The following is a 17741-nucleotide window of genomic DNA, read 5'->3' on the forward strand; positions in this document are numbered from 1 at the left end:
ACCCCATTCATGACTCCTATAATTCGGCAATCCAACAGCAATTCTCATTTTGAAATCCAGCCCGAAAACCGCTCGCCATAAGCGAGCGGTTTTCGGGCTTCAAAGCCGAGAGTTCGTGCCTGTAGGGCACGAACTCTCGGCTTTGAAGCTCATAATGAGAATTGCTAGCAATCCAAACTTACAGCGCGAGTTGATATTGACAAGTTCAGTTGTCATAATTAGCATGGGTGCATGAGAACATTACAGCAGGTTGCCCAGCTAGATCCCCACTGGTCACTGGAAGAATTGGTGCAGATAGCAAACGAACTACTACCCCAGTTTTTACCGGAGGAAAAGGCTCATACCCGTGTACGGGAAGAGGTCACACCTCGCCTTGTACGGCATTACACCAGTCAGGGCATGTTGGATGAACCGCTGAAGGAGGGGCGAGAAGCTCGTTATACTTACCGGCACTTACTGCAAGTGTTGTTAGTACGACGGTTACTAACAGAAGGTTACGGAGCCAGTGTGATTGATACCCTGGCGCGTTCAAAACCTGACCCAGACCTGGAGGCATTACTTCAGGGCGGCGCTCAACTCACCGTCACTCCAGCAAACCCGGCCCTGGCCTTTTTGCAACAAATTCAACAACGGCAACCAGACGCAGCTCGCCAGGCCCCGTTCAGTCCCCCAATTGTATCACCGCCGCCCATTCCATCCCCATCCCCAAGCACAACACAGTGGACTCGGCTGGAGGTTTTACCCGGCCTGGAGTTGCACGTGCGCAGCGACTTTACTTTACCGACAACATCCCAAGAGCAACAAAACCTGCTCCAGCATATCTTACGCATTCTGACATCTCTTGCTTCCTCAAAACGGAGGTCTTCCCGCTCATGAACCAACCGCATATTGACCTCATCCCCCTGCGGGCTGCTGTTTGCTCTGATCGCCCTACGACCCTTGATCTGGTAGTACGCATTATCCCCCCCGACCTGCCTGAAACGATTGATGCCCGCCGCCCCACCCTTAATGTCGGGTTTGTAATCGATCGCTCAGGCTCTATGGGCCATCGCAAAAAAATTGAGTACTCTCGTCAGGCAGTCTGCTACGCCATTGAGCAATTATTGCCGAGCGATCGCCTCAGCGTCACCATTTTCGACAACCATGTGGAAACCCTTATTCCCAACACTCCAGCAAACAACAAAACCAGCTTTAAGCGTCTGATCAACCAGATCCAACCGAGGGGTAGTACAGCTCTCCATGCCGGATGGGTACAGGGCGGGATTCAGGTGAGCCAGTCGCTTACAGCCGAACTCAATCGCGTCATTGTGCTATCTGATGGGTTAGCGAATCTCGGGGAGACGAACCCTGATGCGATCGCCACGGATGTTCATGGACTCGCGCAACGGGGCGTTAGCACCTCTACTATGGGCTTGGGGGATGACTATAACGAAGACTTGTTAGAAGCCATGGCCCGTAGTGGCGATGGCAATTACTACTACATCGAAGCTGCGGAACAGCTCCCCAGCATCTTTGAGCAGGAACTTCAGGGGTTAGCCATCACTATTGGTAAAGCGGTCACCATGGCGGTTAAACCTCAGGGGGATGTGGTGCTTGCTGATGTGCTGAATGACCTGGATAAGGATGCCGACGGACAGTATAAGCTGCCCAATTTGATGTTTGGCAATCCCATAGATTTTGTCGTGCGGCTAAAGGTTCCTGCCATAACGCAGGAAGCGCCACTCTGCGTCTTTCATTTAAGCTGGACGGATACAGAACAGCAACTTCAGGAACTCACCATTCCGTTGCAACTTCCTGTCGTTCTTCATCACCAACTGAATGAGTTTCCGCTTAATACTGACGTGCAGCAGCAAGTTGCGTTGATGATGACAGCCCGTGCTAAAAAAGAGGCCGTCAATCTGGTAGACAAAGGAGATTACGACACAGCCAGCCAGATTTTGCAAAAGACTCGGCAGCAAATGCTGGATTACAACCTCCCCATGTCTGTTCCCGAGGCAGCTGCTCTGGAAGACCTGGACCAGGAACTTCAAAGCCGCAAGATCTCTAGCTACCGAAAGCGCTCGTCGCATCAATCCTACAGTCGTGGCAGCCGACGCAGTCGAGGGCACAGCAACCTGTTCTATGCCTTTGATCGAGGTCCCCTGTTGGGAGACATTACCCAGCAAACGACTGATGCGATCGTCAATTCCACAGATTGTTATTTATCGGATAGTGGAGCTATTGCCAGGGCAATTCATCGTGCCGCTGGCCCTGAGTTACTCAAAGCTTGTCAGGCATTAAATGGATGTGCTGAAGGGTCGGCAAAAATTACCCCTGGATTCAAGTTAGCGGCTCCCTGGGTGATTCATACCGTCTGTCCTCCCTGGCACGGGGGCAACCATCGGGAGGATGCTATGCTGGCCCAGTGTTATCGTGCCTGCCTCGACCTGGCATCCAGGCAAGGAATTTATTCGATCGCCTTTCCCGCCATTGGCATCGGTGCTTTGGGGTTTCCCGTTGAACTGGCTGCACGTATCGCATTTGAAACAGTTAGCCATTACTTATTTAGCCGAAGCACCATTGGTACTGTACGATTTGTTTGTTTTGATGAGCACACGTTGCAGGTTTATGAAGCTCAATTCAGCCGGTTTTCCAGTTGGTAAATAGGTGATGCGTAGTTCAACATAAAACCTGAAATGCTGTGCTGCTCGCAAGGTGGGCGACACAGCATTTTAGGTTTACTCGTATCTTGCGTCAGAATTAAGAACCGTTGTTTTCCCGTCGCAAAGCGACGAGAAAACAACGGTTCTTAATTCTGGTTTAGAAAGGATTCCAGCGATCGCCCCTTCCCCTAATACAGAAAGAAACGGTGAGCTTCTTGAGAGTATGAGCATACGTCTCCGAGATTTGAAAGATGTTTTGTAGTGATAGATACCACTCGAAACACGAGGTCTGAGTACGTTAAAGCCACATAGTAGAAATTTTAGTTTGCAGTTCTACGGTATTTCATTCCCTTCTGTGTCCCCTCTTATCATCGGAGCTATGTCATCGTGAGTCAGCGCAGAATTTTTGGTTTATCCCGTCGTCAATTTGTCCGTACCCTGCTTGCAACGAGCGCTTTTGGGGTAACGGCCAAATTGGGAACCGGATGTACGGCTAGCAAGGGTTCTGGTGGAGAAGTCACTGCGGCCGGGGAATCACCGGCGGCCAGTGGTGAGCCTATCACAATTGGCTTTATTTACGTTGGGCCTAAGGACGACTATGGCTATAACCAGGCCCATGCCGAGGGGGCTGCAGGAATGGCCAGCAAGTTCTCCAATGTCAAGCTTGTGGAAGAAGCAAGCATCCCCGAAACCACAGCCGTCACCGAGTCGATGCGAAGCATGATCGACATTGATGGTGCGATCGCCCTCTTCCCCACCTCCTTCGGATACTTTGACCCCCACATCCTCAAAATAGCGACAGAGTACCCCGATGTGCAGTTCTTCCACGCGGGTGGTCTATACATAGAAGGGAAAACCCCCAAAAACGTAGGCAGCTACTTTGGCTACATCGACGAAGCACAGTATGTTGCCGGAATTGTAGCGGCCTTAACTTCTAAGACGGGCAAACTGGGCTTTGTAGCGGCCAAACCTATTCCCCAGGTACTTCGCAACATCAACAGCTTCACTATGGGGGCTCGCAGCGTAAACCCAGATGTAACGACCCAGGTCGTGTTTACTGGGAACTGGGCTGAACCGGTTAAAGAAGCGGAATCCACCAACAGCATGGCAGACCAGGGCATCGACGTCGTCACCTGCCACGTAGACAGCCCCAAAGTCGTGATGGAAACTGCCGAGAAGCGCAATATTTACTCCGTGGGTTATCATGCAAACCAATCTGCCCTGGCGTCTAAGGGCTATCTAACGGGGGCCGAGTGGGATTGGGTGAATATTTACTCCCGCTTTACCGAAGACCTGTTGGCTGGCAAAAAGCTGATGGATGGAAGCATTCCCCATCTGGTGCGAGGCGGTCTGAAGGAAGGGTTCTGTAAACTCTCCCCCTATGGCCCTGCGGTTAGCTCTGACACGAAAGCTAAGGCGGATGAAGCCATGGCCAAGTTCATGGATGGCAGCATGGTGATCTACAAGGGCGAGATTAAGGATAACCAGGGGAATGTCGTCATTGCGGCCGGGCAAGAACTGAAGCAACAAGATCCAGTTTTGGAGCAAATGAATTACCTGGTAGAAGGCGTTATTGGCACCATCTAACCAACAGGCCTATACAACAGAAAAGGGTGAGTGCAAAGCACTCACCCTTTTCTGTTGTATAGGCTAAAGCAGCTGTAAATTTAATTCTGGATTTTCGGTGGAGACGGGAATCTAATCAGCATTTTGACCCCGATCGCCCAGGCAATAGAAGCGGCCCAACCCGCCAAAATATCACTGGGGTAATGTACCCCTAAATACAGCCGGGTCCATCCAATCATCAGGACAAATGCACCACCAGCAAGAGCCACAACCCAGCACCAATAACTGCCCCAGGTCAAAACGATCAGAGCCACCACCAGCGTCATACTTGCCATGGCATGGCCGCTGGGAAAACCATAATCCAATTCGGGAGCGGGGGATGTCCATAGTTGAGGCCGTACCCGATGCAGCATGGCTTTGGCAACTCGGTTGAGCACAGTAGCGCCCAGCAGGGTAATCAAAAAATAGGTTAAGCGGTGCAAGCGGCGTCGGAGCAGGAGAAAAATTGAAATAATGATGGCAGCAGGAAAGACCCCCCAGAACACCCCGAAGCGGGTCAAGATGGTTACCACAGCATCAAGCTGAGGATTTGCTCTGGCATGAATGGCAAGCAGAATCGGAACATCCCAGGAAAAGCCCCCTTCATTTTCCCAAACATCCTCTGCCAACTCGCCAAACACCTGAAGAGGCAGAAATACACCAACGAGCAGAAGCAACAAGCTAGCGCGGTGGCTGATGACCCATGTTTTCGAAACCGCCCAAAATGAACGAAGATGCCGCTTCAACTTAGCCTCTATCATGCCGACAATGTCGCATCCTTCATGTAAAGTGCCTTCAGCTTAAAGCACTCAAAAAAGGCTTTACTCTAGAAAAAGTTACATATTATATTGCTGTGCCAGAAAAACTAGAGCTCCTTTTGGCATCGCAGTGCGATGCCAAAAGGAGCTCTAGTTTTGGGTGACAACTCTATTATCTATTGCCTCAGCAATGTTAGGGAATTCAGGAATTTAAGAGAATACTCTACGTGGGGTGCGTTGCGCCCCACGCAGAGTATTCTCTTAAGTTGCCAGGGTAATAAGTTCATGCCCGCGATTGGCTCAGTCGTGCCAGGGCGGGAACCCATTGTTCTACGCCCCATGCTATATCCCCAGAAACGGGCATCAAGAGATCTACATGAATTCTGTGAAAAGCCTTTATGAGAAGTATTTAAAAGATAAATTCTTTAGATGTCATCATTTCAAAACAAGGCTATAGTGCAGGACAAACAGTACACGAAGGGGTTGGGCGCATTCTTTGAATCCTCCCCATGTCGTCGTTACTCATTTTGTGCTGTTCCCTTAAATTTTGATTTGGATGCGATGGCTAATACGGCACCAGTTTTAAATACAGCGGGTAATCCGACACTACCCAACATTCTTCAAGACATTTCCAGCGAAACGAATACCGGTATCTCTCTTCTCGATCTGGCGGGTAGTTTGATTACTGATGCCGATAATGGGTTTGAGGCGATCGCTATCACCGGAGCTGATAGCACCAACGGCACCTGGCAGTATTCCACAAACGGTGGCACCGATTGGCAGAACTTTCCCACAGGAATTAACGGTAACAACGCCCTGGTTCTGGGGGCACAAGCCCTTTATGTGCCAGGGGTGAGTGGAACGCCACCAGCACCCGGTACCCAATCCTGGCTGTTCTACAATAATCCTACAGGAGCCACGCAGACAGCGGGTACAGACGGTACCATCCTGGACACCAGTGCCAATTCAGCTATATACGCAGGTTATAGCAACTACAGCCTAACCGGAATCAAAAATTCCAGTTTTCCTACTCTCGATCGGCAGCAGGGCTATAGCCTGGCGTTTGAGACCCGTATCAACTTAAATAACTTGGTGAATAGTAATCGCGCGGGCTTCAGTGTCACTGTCGTCAGCAGTGATGGGACGCGAGCCATTGAGTTAGCATTCCAGACCCTCACTCCCAATACGGGCCTTATTTTTGCCCAGTCAGATGACAGAACAGTCAACCCAAATGGGCAACTTCAGGGCCTCTTTACCCAGGCAGAAAGCGTCAGTTTCAACACAAACGTTTTAACCAGCTATCGGCTGGAGGTTGTGGGCAGCAACTATGTGTTGTTTGCTAATGGCACACAAATTTTAACGGGTCCCCTGCGGGACTACTCCAATTTCACACCCTCCAACCCCCTGATTCCCGACCCCTACAATTTTCCCAACTTCGTATTTTTTGGGGATAACACCACCTCGGCCAGTGGTCAATTTGAACTGGGAGATGTGGCCGTACAGACGGCAACACGCCTTCGGTTTGTACCCAACGCCGGATTTAGTGGTAAAGCTACAATTGGTTTCCGGGCGTGGGATAGCACCGATGGTAGCCTCAACGGCAGCACCGTTAATCTTGGGGTGGTCGGAGGGAATACGGCTTACAGCAGCAACCTTGAAACGGCGACGATTTCTGTCATCCCCCTGCCACCCACCATTGGGGCGATCGCCACAGATAACATTATCAACGCCACAGAAGCCACGACCGGGGCTACCATTAGCGGCACCACGCAACCCGGAGCCACTGTTAGCCTCACCATTGCAGGCCAAACCTATTTCGTCCCCGCTAACGGTACAACCTGGAGCTACACGCTAACCCCTCAGGACATCGCCAATTTGGGCCAGGGGTCAGGTCGCACCGTTACAGCCGTCACCACCGATGCTGCTGGGAATGTCAGCGGAAGCCAGGTATCGCAACCCTTTACGATTGATACAATTGCCCCGTCAGCCCCCACCGTTGAGGCGATCGCCACTGACAACATCATTAATGCGGCTGAAGCGACCGCTGGTGTCGTGCTTCGTGGCACCACCGATACAGGCACGACCATCAGGCTGATTGTAGCTGGGGAAAGCCGCACGGCTACAGTGAATGGCACGACCTGGAGCTACACGCTGAGCAACGCTGATCTCTCAAATTTAGAACAGGGGCCAGGAAAAACCGTCAGTATCACCGCTACGGATGCAGCGGGCAATACGGCTGTCATCCAATCCCAATCATTCACCATTAGTACAGAACCGCCAGCGGCACCCACGATTGGGGCGATCGCCACTGACAATATTATTAATGCCACAGAAGCCAGCGCTGGCATTGTTTTCAGCGGCACCACCGATGCAGGTACCACCGTTAGCCTTAATGTGGCAGGCACAACCCGCACAGCCGAGGTGAATGGCACGACCTGGACGTATACCCTGACCAGTGCAGATTTAACAAACCTGGGTCAGGGCACTGGAAAGAGTGTTACGATCACCGCCCGTAATGCGGCTGGAACCGAAACACCTACAGTTTCTCCGCTGTTTGATATTGATACGGTCGCACCCGCGAATGTCTCTCTGAGTAGCAATAGCGTTCTTGAAAATAGCTCAGCTAATACAGCAGTTGCAACGCTATTGGCAACAGATGTTAGCAACGTATCGTTTAGCTTTGTCAATGGCGACGGAGACAACAATAACAACGCCTTTCGGATTGAGAATAACCAGCTTTATCTGAATGTCCCCGCTGATTTTGAAGATCAAGCGACCTACAACGTTCGGATTCGTGCAACGGATGCAGCCGGTAACAGTATTGAAATCCCTCAAACGATTACAGTTACCAATGCCAATGAAGCTGTAACGGCGATCGCCCTCAGCAACACTATCATTCCGCAGAATGTAACTGGAGCCGTAATTGGCACACTAACAGTAACAGATCCAGATGCCCTTGCCGCCTTCCGCAACAACACGTTGACGGTAAGCGACAACCGCTTCGAAGTCGTGAACACCAACAACACACTGCAACTAAAACTACTGGATGGGCAGGCATTAACCTACAACGAGTTAACCAATGGACAACTTGCCCTGACCGTAACGGCAACCGATGCTACGGATGTAGCGTTAACCTTCACCGCCCCGTTTAACTTGTCCGTGGGCGGGACAGACGCTGCTGAATCGTTTGTTGCATCCCCACTCTTCGATCGCATTCTAGCCGGGGGAGGCGCAGATATCGTCACCGCAACTGTGGCGAACCTCGGCCAGAACGATGTTCTGGATAGTGGAGATGGCAGCGATCGCCTCACCCTCTCCGCTGGGGTCTCCACCGATTCCCTCACCCTTAACCTGACTCAACCAACCAACCAGTTGCAAGGCATCAATGGCCTGACGGTGCAGAACTTTGAGCAGTTCGACTTAAGCAACTTTGCAGGACGGCTCACAGTACAGGGCAGCGCCTTGGCGGATATTGTGCTGGGGGGTGCAGGCAATGACACCATAATTGGGGCCAGCGGTGACGACAGTTTGGCTGGTGGGGGCGGCAATGATGTTTTGAATGGCGGATTGGGGGCAGACTCTCTCAATGGTGGCCTGGGGAATGATCTGTATACCGTCGATAACGTTGGCGATCGCCTCACTGAAGGGCTCAACCAGGGCATCGATACCGTGCGCTCCTCAATCACCTGGACCCTGGGCAACCATCTAGAAAACTTAGTCCTGACTGGAAGCGGCAACATTAACGGATTGGGCAACACTCGTAACAACAGAATGACAGGCAATCGTGGGAATAACACCCTGACGAGTGGAGCGGGAAGCGATCGCCTCCTCGGTGGTTTGGGAGCAGATGCCCTCAACGGCGGTGCCGGCAACGACACCCTGACGGGCGGGGGCGGACGCGACAGCTTCCAATTCGCCTCTTCTCGCAGTTTCCGCCGCGCCGATTTTGGCGTGGATCGCATCACCGACTTCCTGCGGGGCCAGGATCGCATTACGCTCTCAGCCCGCGCATTTACGCTCCTCGGCAATTCGGTGGGGCGCAGCCTCAATGGCAACCAGTTTGCCAGCGTGACCAGCGATGCTGCAGCAGGACGGGTGGGAGCAGCGATCGCCTATAACCGCACCAATGGTCGCCTGTTCTACAACGCTAACGGTAGCGCTGCAGGATTCGGCACAGGAGGACAGTTTGCGACCCTTCAGGAAGCACCTGCGTTAACGCGTAATGATTTTACAGTGGTTGCATAATGTTCTTAAATTGGATGTCGTGTAACATAACGTCAGTTCGGGATAAGCCGAACCGCCCATTATTGCGTGCGCGACGCGCACGCAATAATGGGCTTTTTCGAGTGCCGCGCGAAGCGCGGCACTCGAAAAAGCCCTTAACCCGAACTGAGGTTAACATAGGTGAGTCGCAAGGGTGCAGGTGCAGCTCATGACCTACTCGGTGCTGGCTTCGGATTACGATGGAACGCTGGCGTTGCATGGGGCCGTGGATGAGGCAACTGTGCGATCGCTCTACCGATGGCGTGAAGCCGGTCGCAAGCTTGTGCTAATCACCGGGCGTGAGTTTGAAGACACCCTTCAGATTTGCTCATTCATTGATGCATTTGATTGGGTAGTCACTGAAAATGGGGCGATGCTGTATCATCCTGCTACCCAGACAGAAAAGCCTCTAACCCAAGGCCCTCCACAGGAGTTTGTGGAGGCGTTGCGCGATCGCGTCTACACAGCTGCTCGTACCAACACCGCCCCCCTCTCTGAAGAAATGCAGCGGCTCAAGAAGGCGTACCCTCTGGTAGGGCAGGGCCGGATCATCGTATCCACCTGGGAGCCTCATAGTGTGGAAGCGCGATCGCTGATTGAGGAAATGGGATTAGATCTACAAATTATTTTGAACAAAGGTGCTGTCATGATGCTGCCAACGGGCATCGATAAAGCCTCAGGATTGGCCGCCGCCGCGCAGGAATTAGAGGTGGAATTGACCGAGATCGTGGGGGTGGGGGATGCAGAGAATGACTTGCCTTTTCTCAACGTTTGCGGCTATGCCGTAGCGGTCGCGAATGCGCTACCCGAAGTGCAGTCTCAGGTTGACTGGGTAACTCATGCAGAGCGGGGAGCAGGCGTCGTAGAGTTAATCGATCGCCTGTTAAATACATAAACCATAAGAGGTTGAATGCGTTAATTTGATACAACGCATTTTTGCTGCGTGTAGAGTACGACGCACATCACACACAACAAAAACTGTGTAAGCCCTAAAGTAGAGTGATGTTGACTGCGTATCACGCAGTCAACATCACTCTACTTAAATTAGTGCGTGTGGGATTTTGGGCTGTGAGTCATCGTAGCCAAATAGGCTCGGCTCGCGGATTCCCGTTCCCCTGCATTGGCCAGCGCATCCGCTAACCGGAGATGGTCGGCAATGGTATGGTTGGGTTGGGCAACCGCTTCACTGTACTGGCGAATTTGTTGTTGGTAATAATCATATTCTTCAGCAGTCGTGGGAGGAAGATAAATAGCAGCGCTGGGGCGGATTGTAGGGGCGATCGCCACCAGGCTACTACCGGCCATTACAATAGCAAAAATCAGCCATTTTGCCAGACTCATCTGATCCTGCGAAATCCCATTAAACTCAGGTTCTGCATCAGTGAGTTCAAGCACAGTAGGCCATGAAGACGTCATCGGTGGGGCTCCAATCAAGTTCAGGGAAGTGAAAATCAATCAACCGAAATGATGGTTTGGATGCCGGCATCCAAACCATCCACGCTAAAAACTTCTAGCCGAAGCCTGGCCACTGACGGGGTAGGTACCTGTTGTATTACCTCGGGCATCCGTCAGCCTGCCATATAAAAACAACGTGACTAATTGGGTATTCGCACTATCTAAGCAGGCATAAAAGCCATTCGTACCTCTGAGCGTTTGTGTTGTAGCCGTACAGCCGCTAGGCATTGCACTGGGAGCCGTTAGAGCATCCACTAACAGAGTGTCAGCGCCTCCTACAACTCGGCGGCGAATCGTTGTGGCGGTCCATAAATTGCCAGAGCACCCATTAATTTCATGAACGTAGTAAACAATACGAGAACTATCGGGCATTACGAGGGTCATCACCCCAGTCGTTGGGCCGCACGACTGACTGGGTACATCCGTCGAGGTTGGGACGGTAATGGTTCTTGCCATGCGTACTTCATCAGCCATGAAGTCAAGAGCGCGGTTCAGGTTGGCCCGCCGTGAAATTTCTGACCCTGATTGTTGATTTGCCCGCAGCATGGTTGTGAGACCATAACCCGCCAGGGTAATCATGATGCTGGTTACCACCATGGCAATAATGAGCTCAACGATGGTAAATCCAGCGGTTGTTGGAGAGTAGTGTAGAAATCGTAAAAGCCGCTTCATGGCCGTTCTCCTGCAAGGTATCTAGCCGAGTCGGAACAAACGAAGGTGTGAATCGAGTTTCTTCGTTTGTGTATCCAGGGAAAATTCAAGAAAATCGAGGGAACTATTCAAAGACGAAAAGAAAAAACAGGGAAGTCAGGAAGGATGGAAATCACGACCCGTTACTCGGCACACAACTGGCCTCAAGGGTACCCGTACCGCTATAGACGCCTGTTCGAATTAGCCCTAGAGGCACCGACATCACCAAACACCGTTGCAGACTCGTTGTGGGAGATGAAATCACAACCGTAACAGGCTGGGTCATTGCACTCCCGTCCGTATTAGAAACAGCGCCCTTGATGTTAAATCGCATAGCTGTTGCAGATGAGCGAATGGCAACACGGCTCAAAGTGCGATTTCCTGTCACTAAACAGGCTCCCGTGATAGCAGAGGTACTCGTATTTAACGAGAGATTACAGGGAGTACTGGTACGCATCGCTTGCCGTTGCGCCTCCTGAAGTGCCCCTTGTATTTCCACTAAGGATTGATTGACTCGGGTTCTAGAATACATGCCCAGAAATCCTGGGGCAGCAATGGCTGATAAGATTCCAACAACGAGGACCACCACGACCATTTCGATTAGCGAAAAGCCGGCCTCAGTTACGCGCGCATTGAAACGCCACATTGGGTATCACCTCCGTATACATTGACATGATCGGGGTTGTTTCTCCTGCCCTCTGCACCCCATAGGTAATTTGCAATACCTCAAAGGGTGCTGCTGCCTGTACTACGGCACTGCGCGTCAGGGTGTAAGACTTTCCGGCAATCGTACGGCTTCCCCCGTTGGGCAACGTTGGCAGATTTTGCAGCACGATATTGGCATAGCCATTGGCAGCAGCGGTAGCTGTACACTTGCTGACGTTATACACTGTGGTTCCTGCTGTTTGCGCCCCTGGCAAAGATGCGGAGAGTTGAACGGTATTTGTCCCCGTATTCACTGTGTTAATGGTGTAGGCCGAGACACTGCGGCCTATAGTGATCCGTTCACCGGGACTTAATCCAGTGACTGACGTTAAGGTTAGGGTGTTTGCCCCCGCTAAAGCATTCGAAGCCAGAGTGTAATTAATTTGTGAGGCGCGCGATCGCACTGCTTCTAAATCCTGCTGAATCCAGTTCGTCGCTTCGGTGTTAACGCGAGCGCGAACCTTGAGCAGGGCTGACAAGCTAAAACTTGTCATCGCAATCCCAATGAACATAGACAGGATCAGGATAGCGACCATCACCTCGATCAAAGTAAATCCTGCCGTTTGAGACTGTAACAGCGCACGTGTCCCTACTGGTTTTGGAGCAGCCCGCATCCAAACCATGAACAATTGAATGAGATTAGAGCGCTTCTGCCTATTGAGTTTGATTAGGCATGGGTGTGATGCTGCCGTAGAAGCAGGTTGTGAAAGAGAAGTATAGTTTTGCATTGCTTATCTCACCTAAGGCTGTGCATCCTGCCGCTGCCATGTCTGGATGGGCGAAAAACGGGGCGGTAAGTTTTGAGGCATAACGCTCATCAGATCCCAGTCAGCGGTCTGCAAAACGGTAATGTTGCTGGTGTTAGAACCGCAACCGCCACTATTGCTCCAATTGTTAACCCATACCGCACCGCGAATACCGCCTGAACCGCCCGCTCCAGCAACCCCCACCGCATATCTGGGAGCCAGAACAAACATATCGATATAGTTGTTTCCGTTTAAGCAGATAGTGCTACCAGTCCCGCCATACCCATAAATTTGGAAGTTAGTCGGTCGGCAGGTAGGAACACCAGTACAGTTATGGATGATGTCTCCACCCCGACTGATATTGCCTGCCAGATAAATCGTGACGCGGGTACCAGGTGTAATCGTCAGGCTTCCATTTTGAGGAATGTTCAGGTTATTGATGCCATACTCATACACCTGAACCGTTTGGCCGTTGTTCAGAGTTTTGGTTGTGGCCTGGGCTCCTGGGTGAGGCAGCACCACGTCATTGTTATTTCCAGTGAAAGCGTTGTTGGGTAAGCTATTGAGTGAATTTCCGGTGGGCATTGTCGGCAGAGCAGGCATCTGCATCGTGGTGTAGTAGGCCCGATACGGTTCACTGGTATTTGGGTCAACACCCGTCGTTGAGAAGGCACTGAGGGGAACCGAACAGTCATTGGTCAGAACATTTCCCTGTACGGTGTTTCCTCCCGTTTGCCCACTGTTGAGCCAGAGACCCGGAATGGGTACTCCGCTCATATCTCCCGATTGCACTGGAATGGTCACTCGCAGACTATTGATACTGCTGCGGTTGGTTAACCGTCCTTCTACCTGTAATGTGCCAATGCCCGGTGCGCTATTAGGGCGAGTTGCGTCATTGGCCTGATATGTATAGTCCACCACTCGAAACTGGCCTTTACTGGGGCTAGCCGGATCAACGTTCTGCCAGTTGCGGGCACCAGCGGCAAACGCCGCAATATCGGTAGTACTGGTTGGACCACATAGATTACCAGTGCTGACAGTGGCGCGCGAGTTTGACCAAGCGCTCAGGTTATAGGTCGAAACGGAGCGGTTGTTATTGATGAAGGATTGGATGCGAGCCAAGCCACTTTCCGCAACGTTAAGACTGCTACCTGTGGCTTCCTGTTGATTGGCGGTCACATCGTCATTTTGCGATCGCAACAACAATGCTGCAGAAACCATCATGATCGCCAGCCCAAAACCTATGGCGATAGGCATGGCATAGCCGCGATCGCCATTTTTCCCAATTAAATGACGCCCTACTGCGTAGCCTCGCTTTAAAACTTTCATGGGTACCTTTCTCTCCGCCCAAACTTTCCTACTGCACTTCTAACGACTGGGAGATGGCACTGACTGATTTTTTCCTTGCGATTACAAGACTAAACCGAAATAATTAAGAACTTCAAAAGATAAAGCAGAGTTAGGTGGCATTTCATCAATGCTTAATTTTCTCGATTCAACATATAAAGAGTTTCCTAAGTTACTCTTGTATTTCCTGAAAGCGAGATGGAGCAAAGCACAGTAGAAATGTCAGAGTGGCCACAACCCTTCACATACAATTAATACACCGCCTGTAGCGGGGTCTCATAACCCCTGAATCATTCTGAAAAATTCTAATTTTTGCTATATACAGCACTTTTCAAGTCTATGAGGTACAAGTCATTTTTGTGAGAGCCTCGCAGAGCGAGGCTCTCACAAAAATGACTGCATTTTATTCAAGCGTAAAGCGCTGTATAGCAGATAAAAAATTCATTTTTTCCGGAATCTTAAATCATTCCTTGAAAAGGGAATAGGCTCTGTCTAGCCTGAAAAGAATGTTTGAAAAATTTCAAAAAAGCAATTCTTTTCGGCCCTCTAAGCATGAAAGATTAGCCTTTCAAGCATTCTTAAAAACGAAAATTTTGCTGGATCGATTGTTAGTATTCTTGCTATTGGGAAGAGTATTGGCGATCGCTTTGCACTATCTATACCTTTTCTAAGGCCAGGAAAGAGATCACATAAAGGAGAATGAGGTCATTTGAATGCGAATCTTATTGGTTGAAGATAATCACTTCATGAGCAAGGCATTGGCTTTAACCTTAACTTGTCAAACCTACACCATTCATTAGTTCGGACAGTTTTTCTGAAACCCTTGATTTTGCGTGCGCTTCGCGCACGCAAAATCAAGGGTTTCAGAAAAACTGTCCAGAGTATTAGACTCTCAAAATTTAGTGAAGTTATTGATATCAGAGAATACGCTATTGGTGATGAATAAGCTTAAGTTAAATTTAAATAAAAATACACTAAAATTCCCAACGCAGTTCATACACCGTGTAGAACGTGTTAACACTTCTAGAATATTCCCAACATTCTCAAAATTACGAAATTATATCAGCGTATCATCGCTTCCTCTAACAATAGGTTTGAGTTTATCTACAGGTAGTCTGTTTCTTTGGTGGGCTCTGTACGAGGCTGAACAATCTCACATTCAACAATCTATTGAACAAAAAACAGTAGCGTTGAGCGCTGAAATTACCGAACAGATTGAGCCCAAGATTCTGGCCTTAGTTCGCATGGCTCGACACTGGGAACAGGAGCATGGCCTCAGCCGCGAAAACTGGGAACTGGAAGCCCGGTTGAATCTTGAAGACTTTCGGGGATATGAAGCGATCGCCTGGGCAGACTCAACTTCTCAAATTCGCTGGACCGTCACTACCGAAACGAGAACTCCACTGCCACCGTTAAAACTTGACGCAGAGCCTGCCTTAAGTGCGGCTCTGGAGCAAGCTCGTATCACTGGAAACTTAGCCATCACCCCCTATGTGGATTGGATAGGCGGCCAGGATGAATTTTTTGTCATTGTTCCCATCCTAGGTTTCCCCAGGGTTCCCGCACAACCAAACGCTATTTGTACACAGCAGATTTTATTGGTGCCAGAGCAATGCTCCCCCCCTATCGATGGCTACATTGTTGGCATTTTTCAGGCACAAACGCTATTTAGCACCTTGCTCGATGATGGGGATGTTCAAGGTTATGCTGTGCAGATTTTTGGTCAGGATCGGCAACTGTATAGCCACCACACCAGCAAGCAGGTCAATAATCCAAGCTTGCTTCAAGAAACGACGATTACCCTGCATAACTTGAACTGGCAATTACAGGTTGCTCCGACACGGGCTTCATGGATTCGCTCCCAAACGTATTTACCTGCAGTTTCGCTTCTATCAGGATTAAGCCTGTCCTGGTTACTGGCCTTAGCCATTTATTTAGCGCAAAGTAGCGATCGCGCAGCCAAAACAGCCCATACTAGTGCCCTACGTCTCGCTGACTTTAAGTTTGCGCTGGATGCATCATCCATCGTGGCTATTACCAATGCTGATGGCATCATTCAATATGTCAACGAAAAGTTTTGTCAAATCTCTCACTACAGCCGTGCCGAGTTATTAGGGCAAACCCATAAAATTATCAATTCTGGCCATCATCCCCCTGATTTTTTTGCTCACCTGTGGACCACAATTGTGCACGGGCAGGTGTGGCATGGTGAAATGTGCAATCGGACGAAGCAGGGCGATCTTTTTTGGGTCGATGCCACCATCGTTCCTTTGCTAGACGATCAGCGAGAACCCATTCAATTTATTGCCATCAGCATCGATATTACCGAGAAAAAACTTCTAGAGACGCAGTTCTTGCGAGTTCAGCGTATGGAGAGCCTTGGCACTTTAGCCGGAGGTATGGCCCACGACCTGAACAATGTTCTCTCCCCCATCATGATGGCGGTACAGCTTCTGAAACAAAAAGAGCAGGATGAGGAAACGCAACAGTGGCTTGAGATTATGGCAGGCAGTGCCCAGCGAGGTGCCGATCTGATTAAGCAGGTTTTAGCCTTTGCCCGGGGTACAGAGGGCGATCGCATCGTCCTCCAACTGAGCGAGGTGCTTCACGAAATCAAACAGATTCTAGATGAAACCTTTCCCAAGGACATGACGATTCACCTGGATCTTGCTGATAGCCTATGGCCCGTGTTAGGCGATACGACTCAGTTGCATCAGGTATTTATGAACCTCTGCATTAATGCCCGAGATGCCATGCCTCAGGGTGGCACCCTGGCCATTGCTGCCAAAAATCTATGGATTGAGCAGCTCGACGCTCGCCACCAACCCGATCTCCAGCCCGGTGCTTATGTGGAAGTAACTGTCTCTGATACTGGCATGGGTATTCCCCCAAGCATCCTCGATCGCATTTTTGAGCCTTTCTTCACGACTAAAGACTTCGGCAAAGGCACCGGCATGGGGCTATCTACGGTCATGGGCATTGTTAAAAGCCATCAGGGGCTGATCACCGTCTCCAGCCAACTGCATCAGGGCACTCAATTTCAGGTTTACTTACCCGCAACGCAGCAGGGAGTGCAGGCGATCGCTCCCACAGCGCCATTGCACGACGGTCAGGGCGAACTCATCTTGGTTATTGATGATGAGACCGCTATCTGCGAAATGGCCCGCTCAACTTTGCAAAGCCGCCACTACCAAGTCATCACGGCCCGTTCAGGAGCCGATGCACTTCGGCTGTATCCCCAATATGGTGATGCCATTGGGTTAGTGCTAGTGGATGTGATGATGCCAGAAATGGACGGCGTGATGACAATCGCATCCCTATACAGGCTCAATCCGGCACTCAAATTTGTCATTATGAGTGGCTTAGTGACTAACCCAGATCTGTCAGGTATATCGGATGCCACAATCGCCAAAATACTGGCCAAACCCTTTACCGCTAATGAGTTATCACTGGCCATTCGTCAGGCTTTAGAACTGGGTTGAAACCGGAGCGTTCCACATCCAGAGGATATGGGACACTCAATTTTCAAA

Annotated in this window: 12 protein-coding genes; 6 read left to right on the forward strand and 6 right to left on the reverse strand. The window is 50.5% G+C overall.

The features are described from left to right. Nucleotides 1-231 precede the first annotated feature (231 nt). The 3 genes from H6F91_RS24240 (at nucleotide 232) to H6F91_RS24250 (ending at nucleotide 4229) form a co-directional block, all read left to right on the forward strand. Nucleotides 232-876: a MerR family transcriptional regulator gene (locus H6F91_RS24240; protein ID WP_190775101.1), complete on the forward strand. Its 645-nt coding sequence runs from the start codon at nucleotides 232-234 to the stop codon at nucleotides 874-876. Further along, nucleotides 873-2642 (forward strand): macro domain-containing protein, encoded by a 1770-nt coding sequence (locus tag H6F91_RS24245; protein ID WP_190775102.1) that lies wholly within the window; start codon nucleotides 873-875, stop codon nucleotides 2640-2642. The genes H6F91_RS24240 and H6F91_RS24245 overlap by 4 nt, the downstream gene beginning before the upstream one ends. A gap of 387 nt (nucleotides 2643-3029) precedes the next feature. Further along, a complete protein-coding gene (locus tag H6F91_RS24250) occupies nucleotides 3030-4229 on the forward strand; it encodes a BMP family ABC transporter substrate-binding protein (RefSeq protein ID WP_190775103.1) in 1200 nt (399 codons plus the stop codon). Between the two features lie 80 nt (nucleotides 4230-4309). Here H6F91_RS24250 and H6F91_RS24255 read toward each other — a convergent pair whose 3' ends face one another. Beyond that, the gene (locus H6F91_RS24255; RefSeq protein WP_190775104.1) at nucleotides 4310-5008 is read right to left on the reverse strand and encodes a phosphatase PAP2 family protein; all 699 of its coding nucleotides are present in this window, start codon (nucleotides 5006-5008) and stop codon (nucleotides 4310-4312) included. Nucleotides 5009-5566: 558 nt separating this feature from the next. Between H6F91_RS24255 and H6F91_RS24260 the strand changes: the two genes are divergently transcribed. Continuing rightward, on the forward strand, nucleotides 5567-9250 hold the full coding sequence (locus H6F91_RS24260; protein WP_190775105.1) for a hypothetical protein: 3684 nt from the start codon (nucleotides 5567-5569) through the stop codon (nucleotides 9248-9250). Between the two features lie 187 nt (nucleotides 9251-9437). Beyond that, on the forward strand, nucleotides 9438-10163 hold the full coding sequence (locus H6F91_RS24265) for an HAD family hydrolase (RefSeq protein WP_190789522.1): 726 nt from the start codon (nucleotides 9438-9440) through the stop codon (nucleotides 10161-10163). Between the two features lie 149 nt (nucleotides 10164-10312). Here the strand turns inward: H6F91_RS24265 and H6F91_RS24270 are convergent, their stop codons facing one another. From H6F91_RS24270 to H6F91_RS24290, 5 genes are all read right to left on the reverse strand, one after another. Beyond that, nucleotides 10313-10684 (reverse strand): hypothetical protein, encoded by a 372-nt coding sequence (locus tag H6F91_RS24270; RefSeq protein WP_190773897.1) that lies wholly within the window; start codon nucleotides 10682-10684, stop codon nucleotides 10313-10315. An 84-nt stretch (nucleotides 10685-10768) separates the two neighbouring features. Further along, the gene (locus H6F91_RS24275; RefSeq protein ID WP_190773898.1) at nucleotides 10769-11395 is read right to left on the reverse strand and encodes a prepilin-type N-terminal cleavage/methylation domain-containing protein; all 627 of its coding nucleotides are present in this window, start codon (nucleotides 11393-11395) and stop codon (nucleotides 10769-10771) included. Between the two features lie 151 nt (nucleotides 11396-11546). Beyond that, nucleotides 11547-11945: a hypothetical protein gene (locus H6F91_RS24280; RefSeq protein ID WP_242035953.1), complete on the reverse strand. Its 399-nt coding sequence runs from the start codon at nucleotides 11943-11945 to the stop codon at nucleotides 11547-11549. Nucleotides 11946-12030: 85 nt separating this feature from the next. Further along, nucleotides 12031-12654 carry a hypothetical protein gene (locus tag H6F91_RS24285; protein WP_206754969.1) on the reverse strand — a complete coding sequence of 208 codons (624 nt, stop codon included), beginning with the start codon at nucleotides 12652-12654 and terminating at the stop codon, nucleotides 12031-12033. Nucleotides 12655-12858: 204 nt separating this feature from the next. Further along, entirely contained in the window at nucleotides 12859-14193 is a 1335-nt protein-coding gene (locus H6F91_RS24290; RefSeq protein ID WP_190773901.1) for a hypothetical protein, read from the reverse strand. Nucleotides 14194-15305: 1112 nt separating this feature from the next. Here H6F91_RS24290 and H6F91_RS24295 point away from each other — a divergent pair. Next, nucleotides 15306-17693, forward strand: a complete 2388-nt coding sequence (locus H6F91_RS24295) for an ATP-binding protein (protein ID WP_190773902.1) — start codon at nucleotides 15306-15308, stop codon at nucleotides 17691-17693. Nucleotides 17694-17741: the final 48 nt, after the last annotated feature.

Origin of the sequence: Leptolyngbya sp. FACHB-8 (assembly GCF_014695575.1) — a bacterium.
Taxonomy (GTDB): domain Bacteria; phylum Cyanobacteriota; class Cyanobacteriia; order Elainellales; family Elainellaceae; genus Vacuolonema.

What these genes read in the sequence shown, in the direction of transcription:
- H6F91_RS24240 (WP_190775101.1), top strand. Translation starts at nt 232, where the DNA reads ATGAGAACATTACAGCAGGTTGCCCAGCTAGATCCCCACTGGTCACTG.
- H6F91_RS24245 (WP_190775102.1), top strand. Translation starts at nt 873, where the DNA reads ATGAACCAACCGCATATTGACCTCATCCCCCTGCGGGCTGCTGTTTGC.
- H6F91_RS24255 (WP_190775104.1), bottom strand. Translation starts at nt 5,008, where the DNA reads ATGATAGAGGCTAAGTTGAAGCGGCATCTTCGTTCATTTTGGGCGGTT.
- H6F91_RS24260 (WP_190775105.1), top strand. Translation starts at nt 5,567, where the DNA reads ATGGCTAATACGGCACCAGTTTTAAATACAGCGGGTAATCCGACACTA.
- H6F91_RS24265 (WP_190789522.1), top strand. Translation starts at nt 9,438, where the DNA reads ATGACCTACTCGGTGCTGGCTTCGGATTACGATGGAACGCTGGCGTTG.
- H6F91_RS24270 (WP_190773897.1), bottom strand. Translation starts at nt 10,684, where the DNA reads ATGACGTCTTCATGGCCTACTGTGCTTGAACTCACTGATGCAGAACCT.
- H6F91_RS24275 (WP_190773898.1), bottom strand. Translation starts at nt 11,395, where the DNA reads ATGAAGCGGCTTTTACGATTTCTACACTACTCTCCAACAACCGCTGGA.
- H6F91_RS24280 (WP_242035953.1), bottom strand. Translation starts at nt 11,945, where the DNA reads ATGTATTCTAGAACCCGAGTCAATCAATCCTTAGTGGAAATACAAGGG.
- H6F91_RS24285 (WP_206754969.1), bottom strand. Translation starts at nt 12,654, where the DNA reads ATGGTCGCTATCCTGATCCTGTCTATGTTCATTGGGATTGCGATGACA.
- H6F91_RS24290 (WP_190773901.1), bottom strand. Translation starts at nt 14,193, where the DNA reads ATGAAAGTTTTAAAGCGAGGCTACGCAGTAGGGCGTCATTTAATTGGG.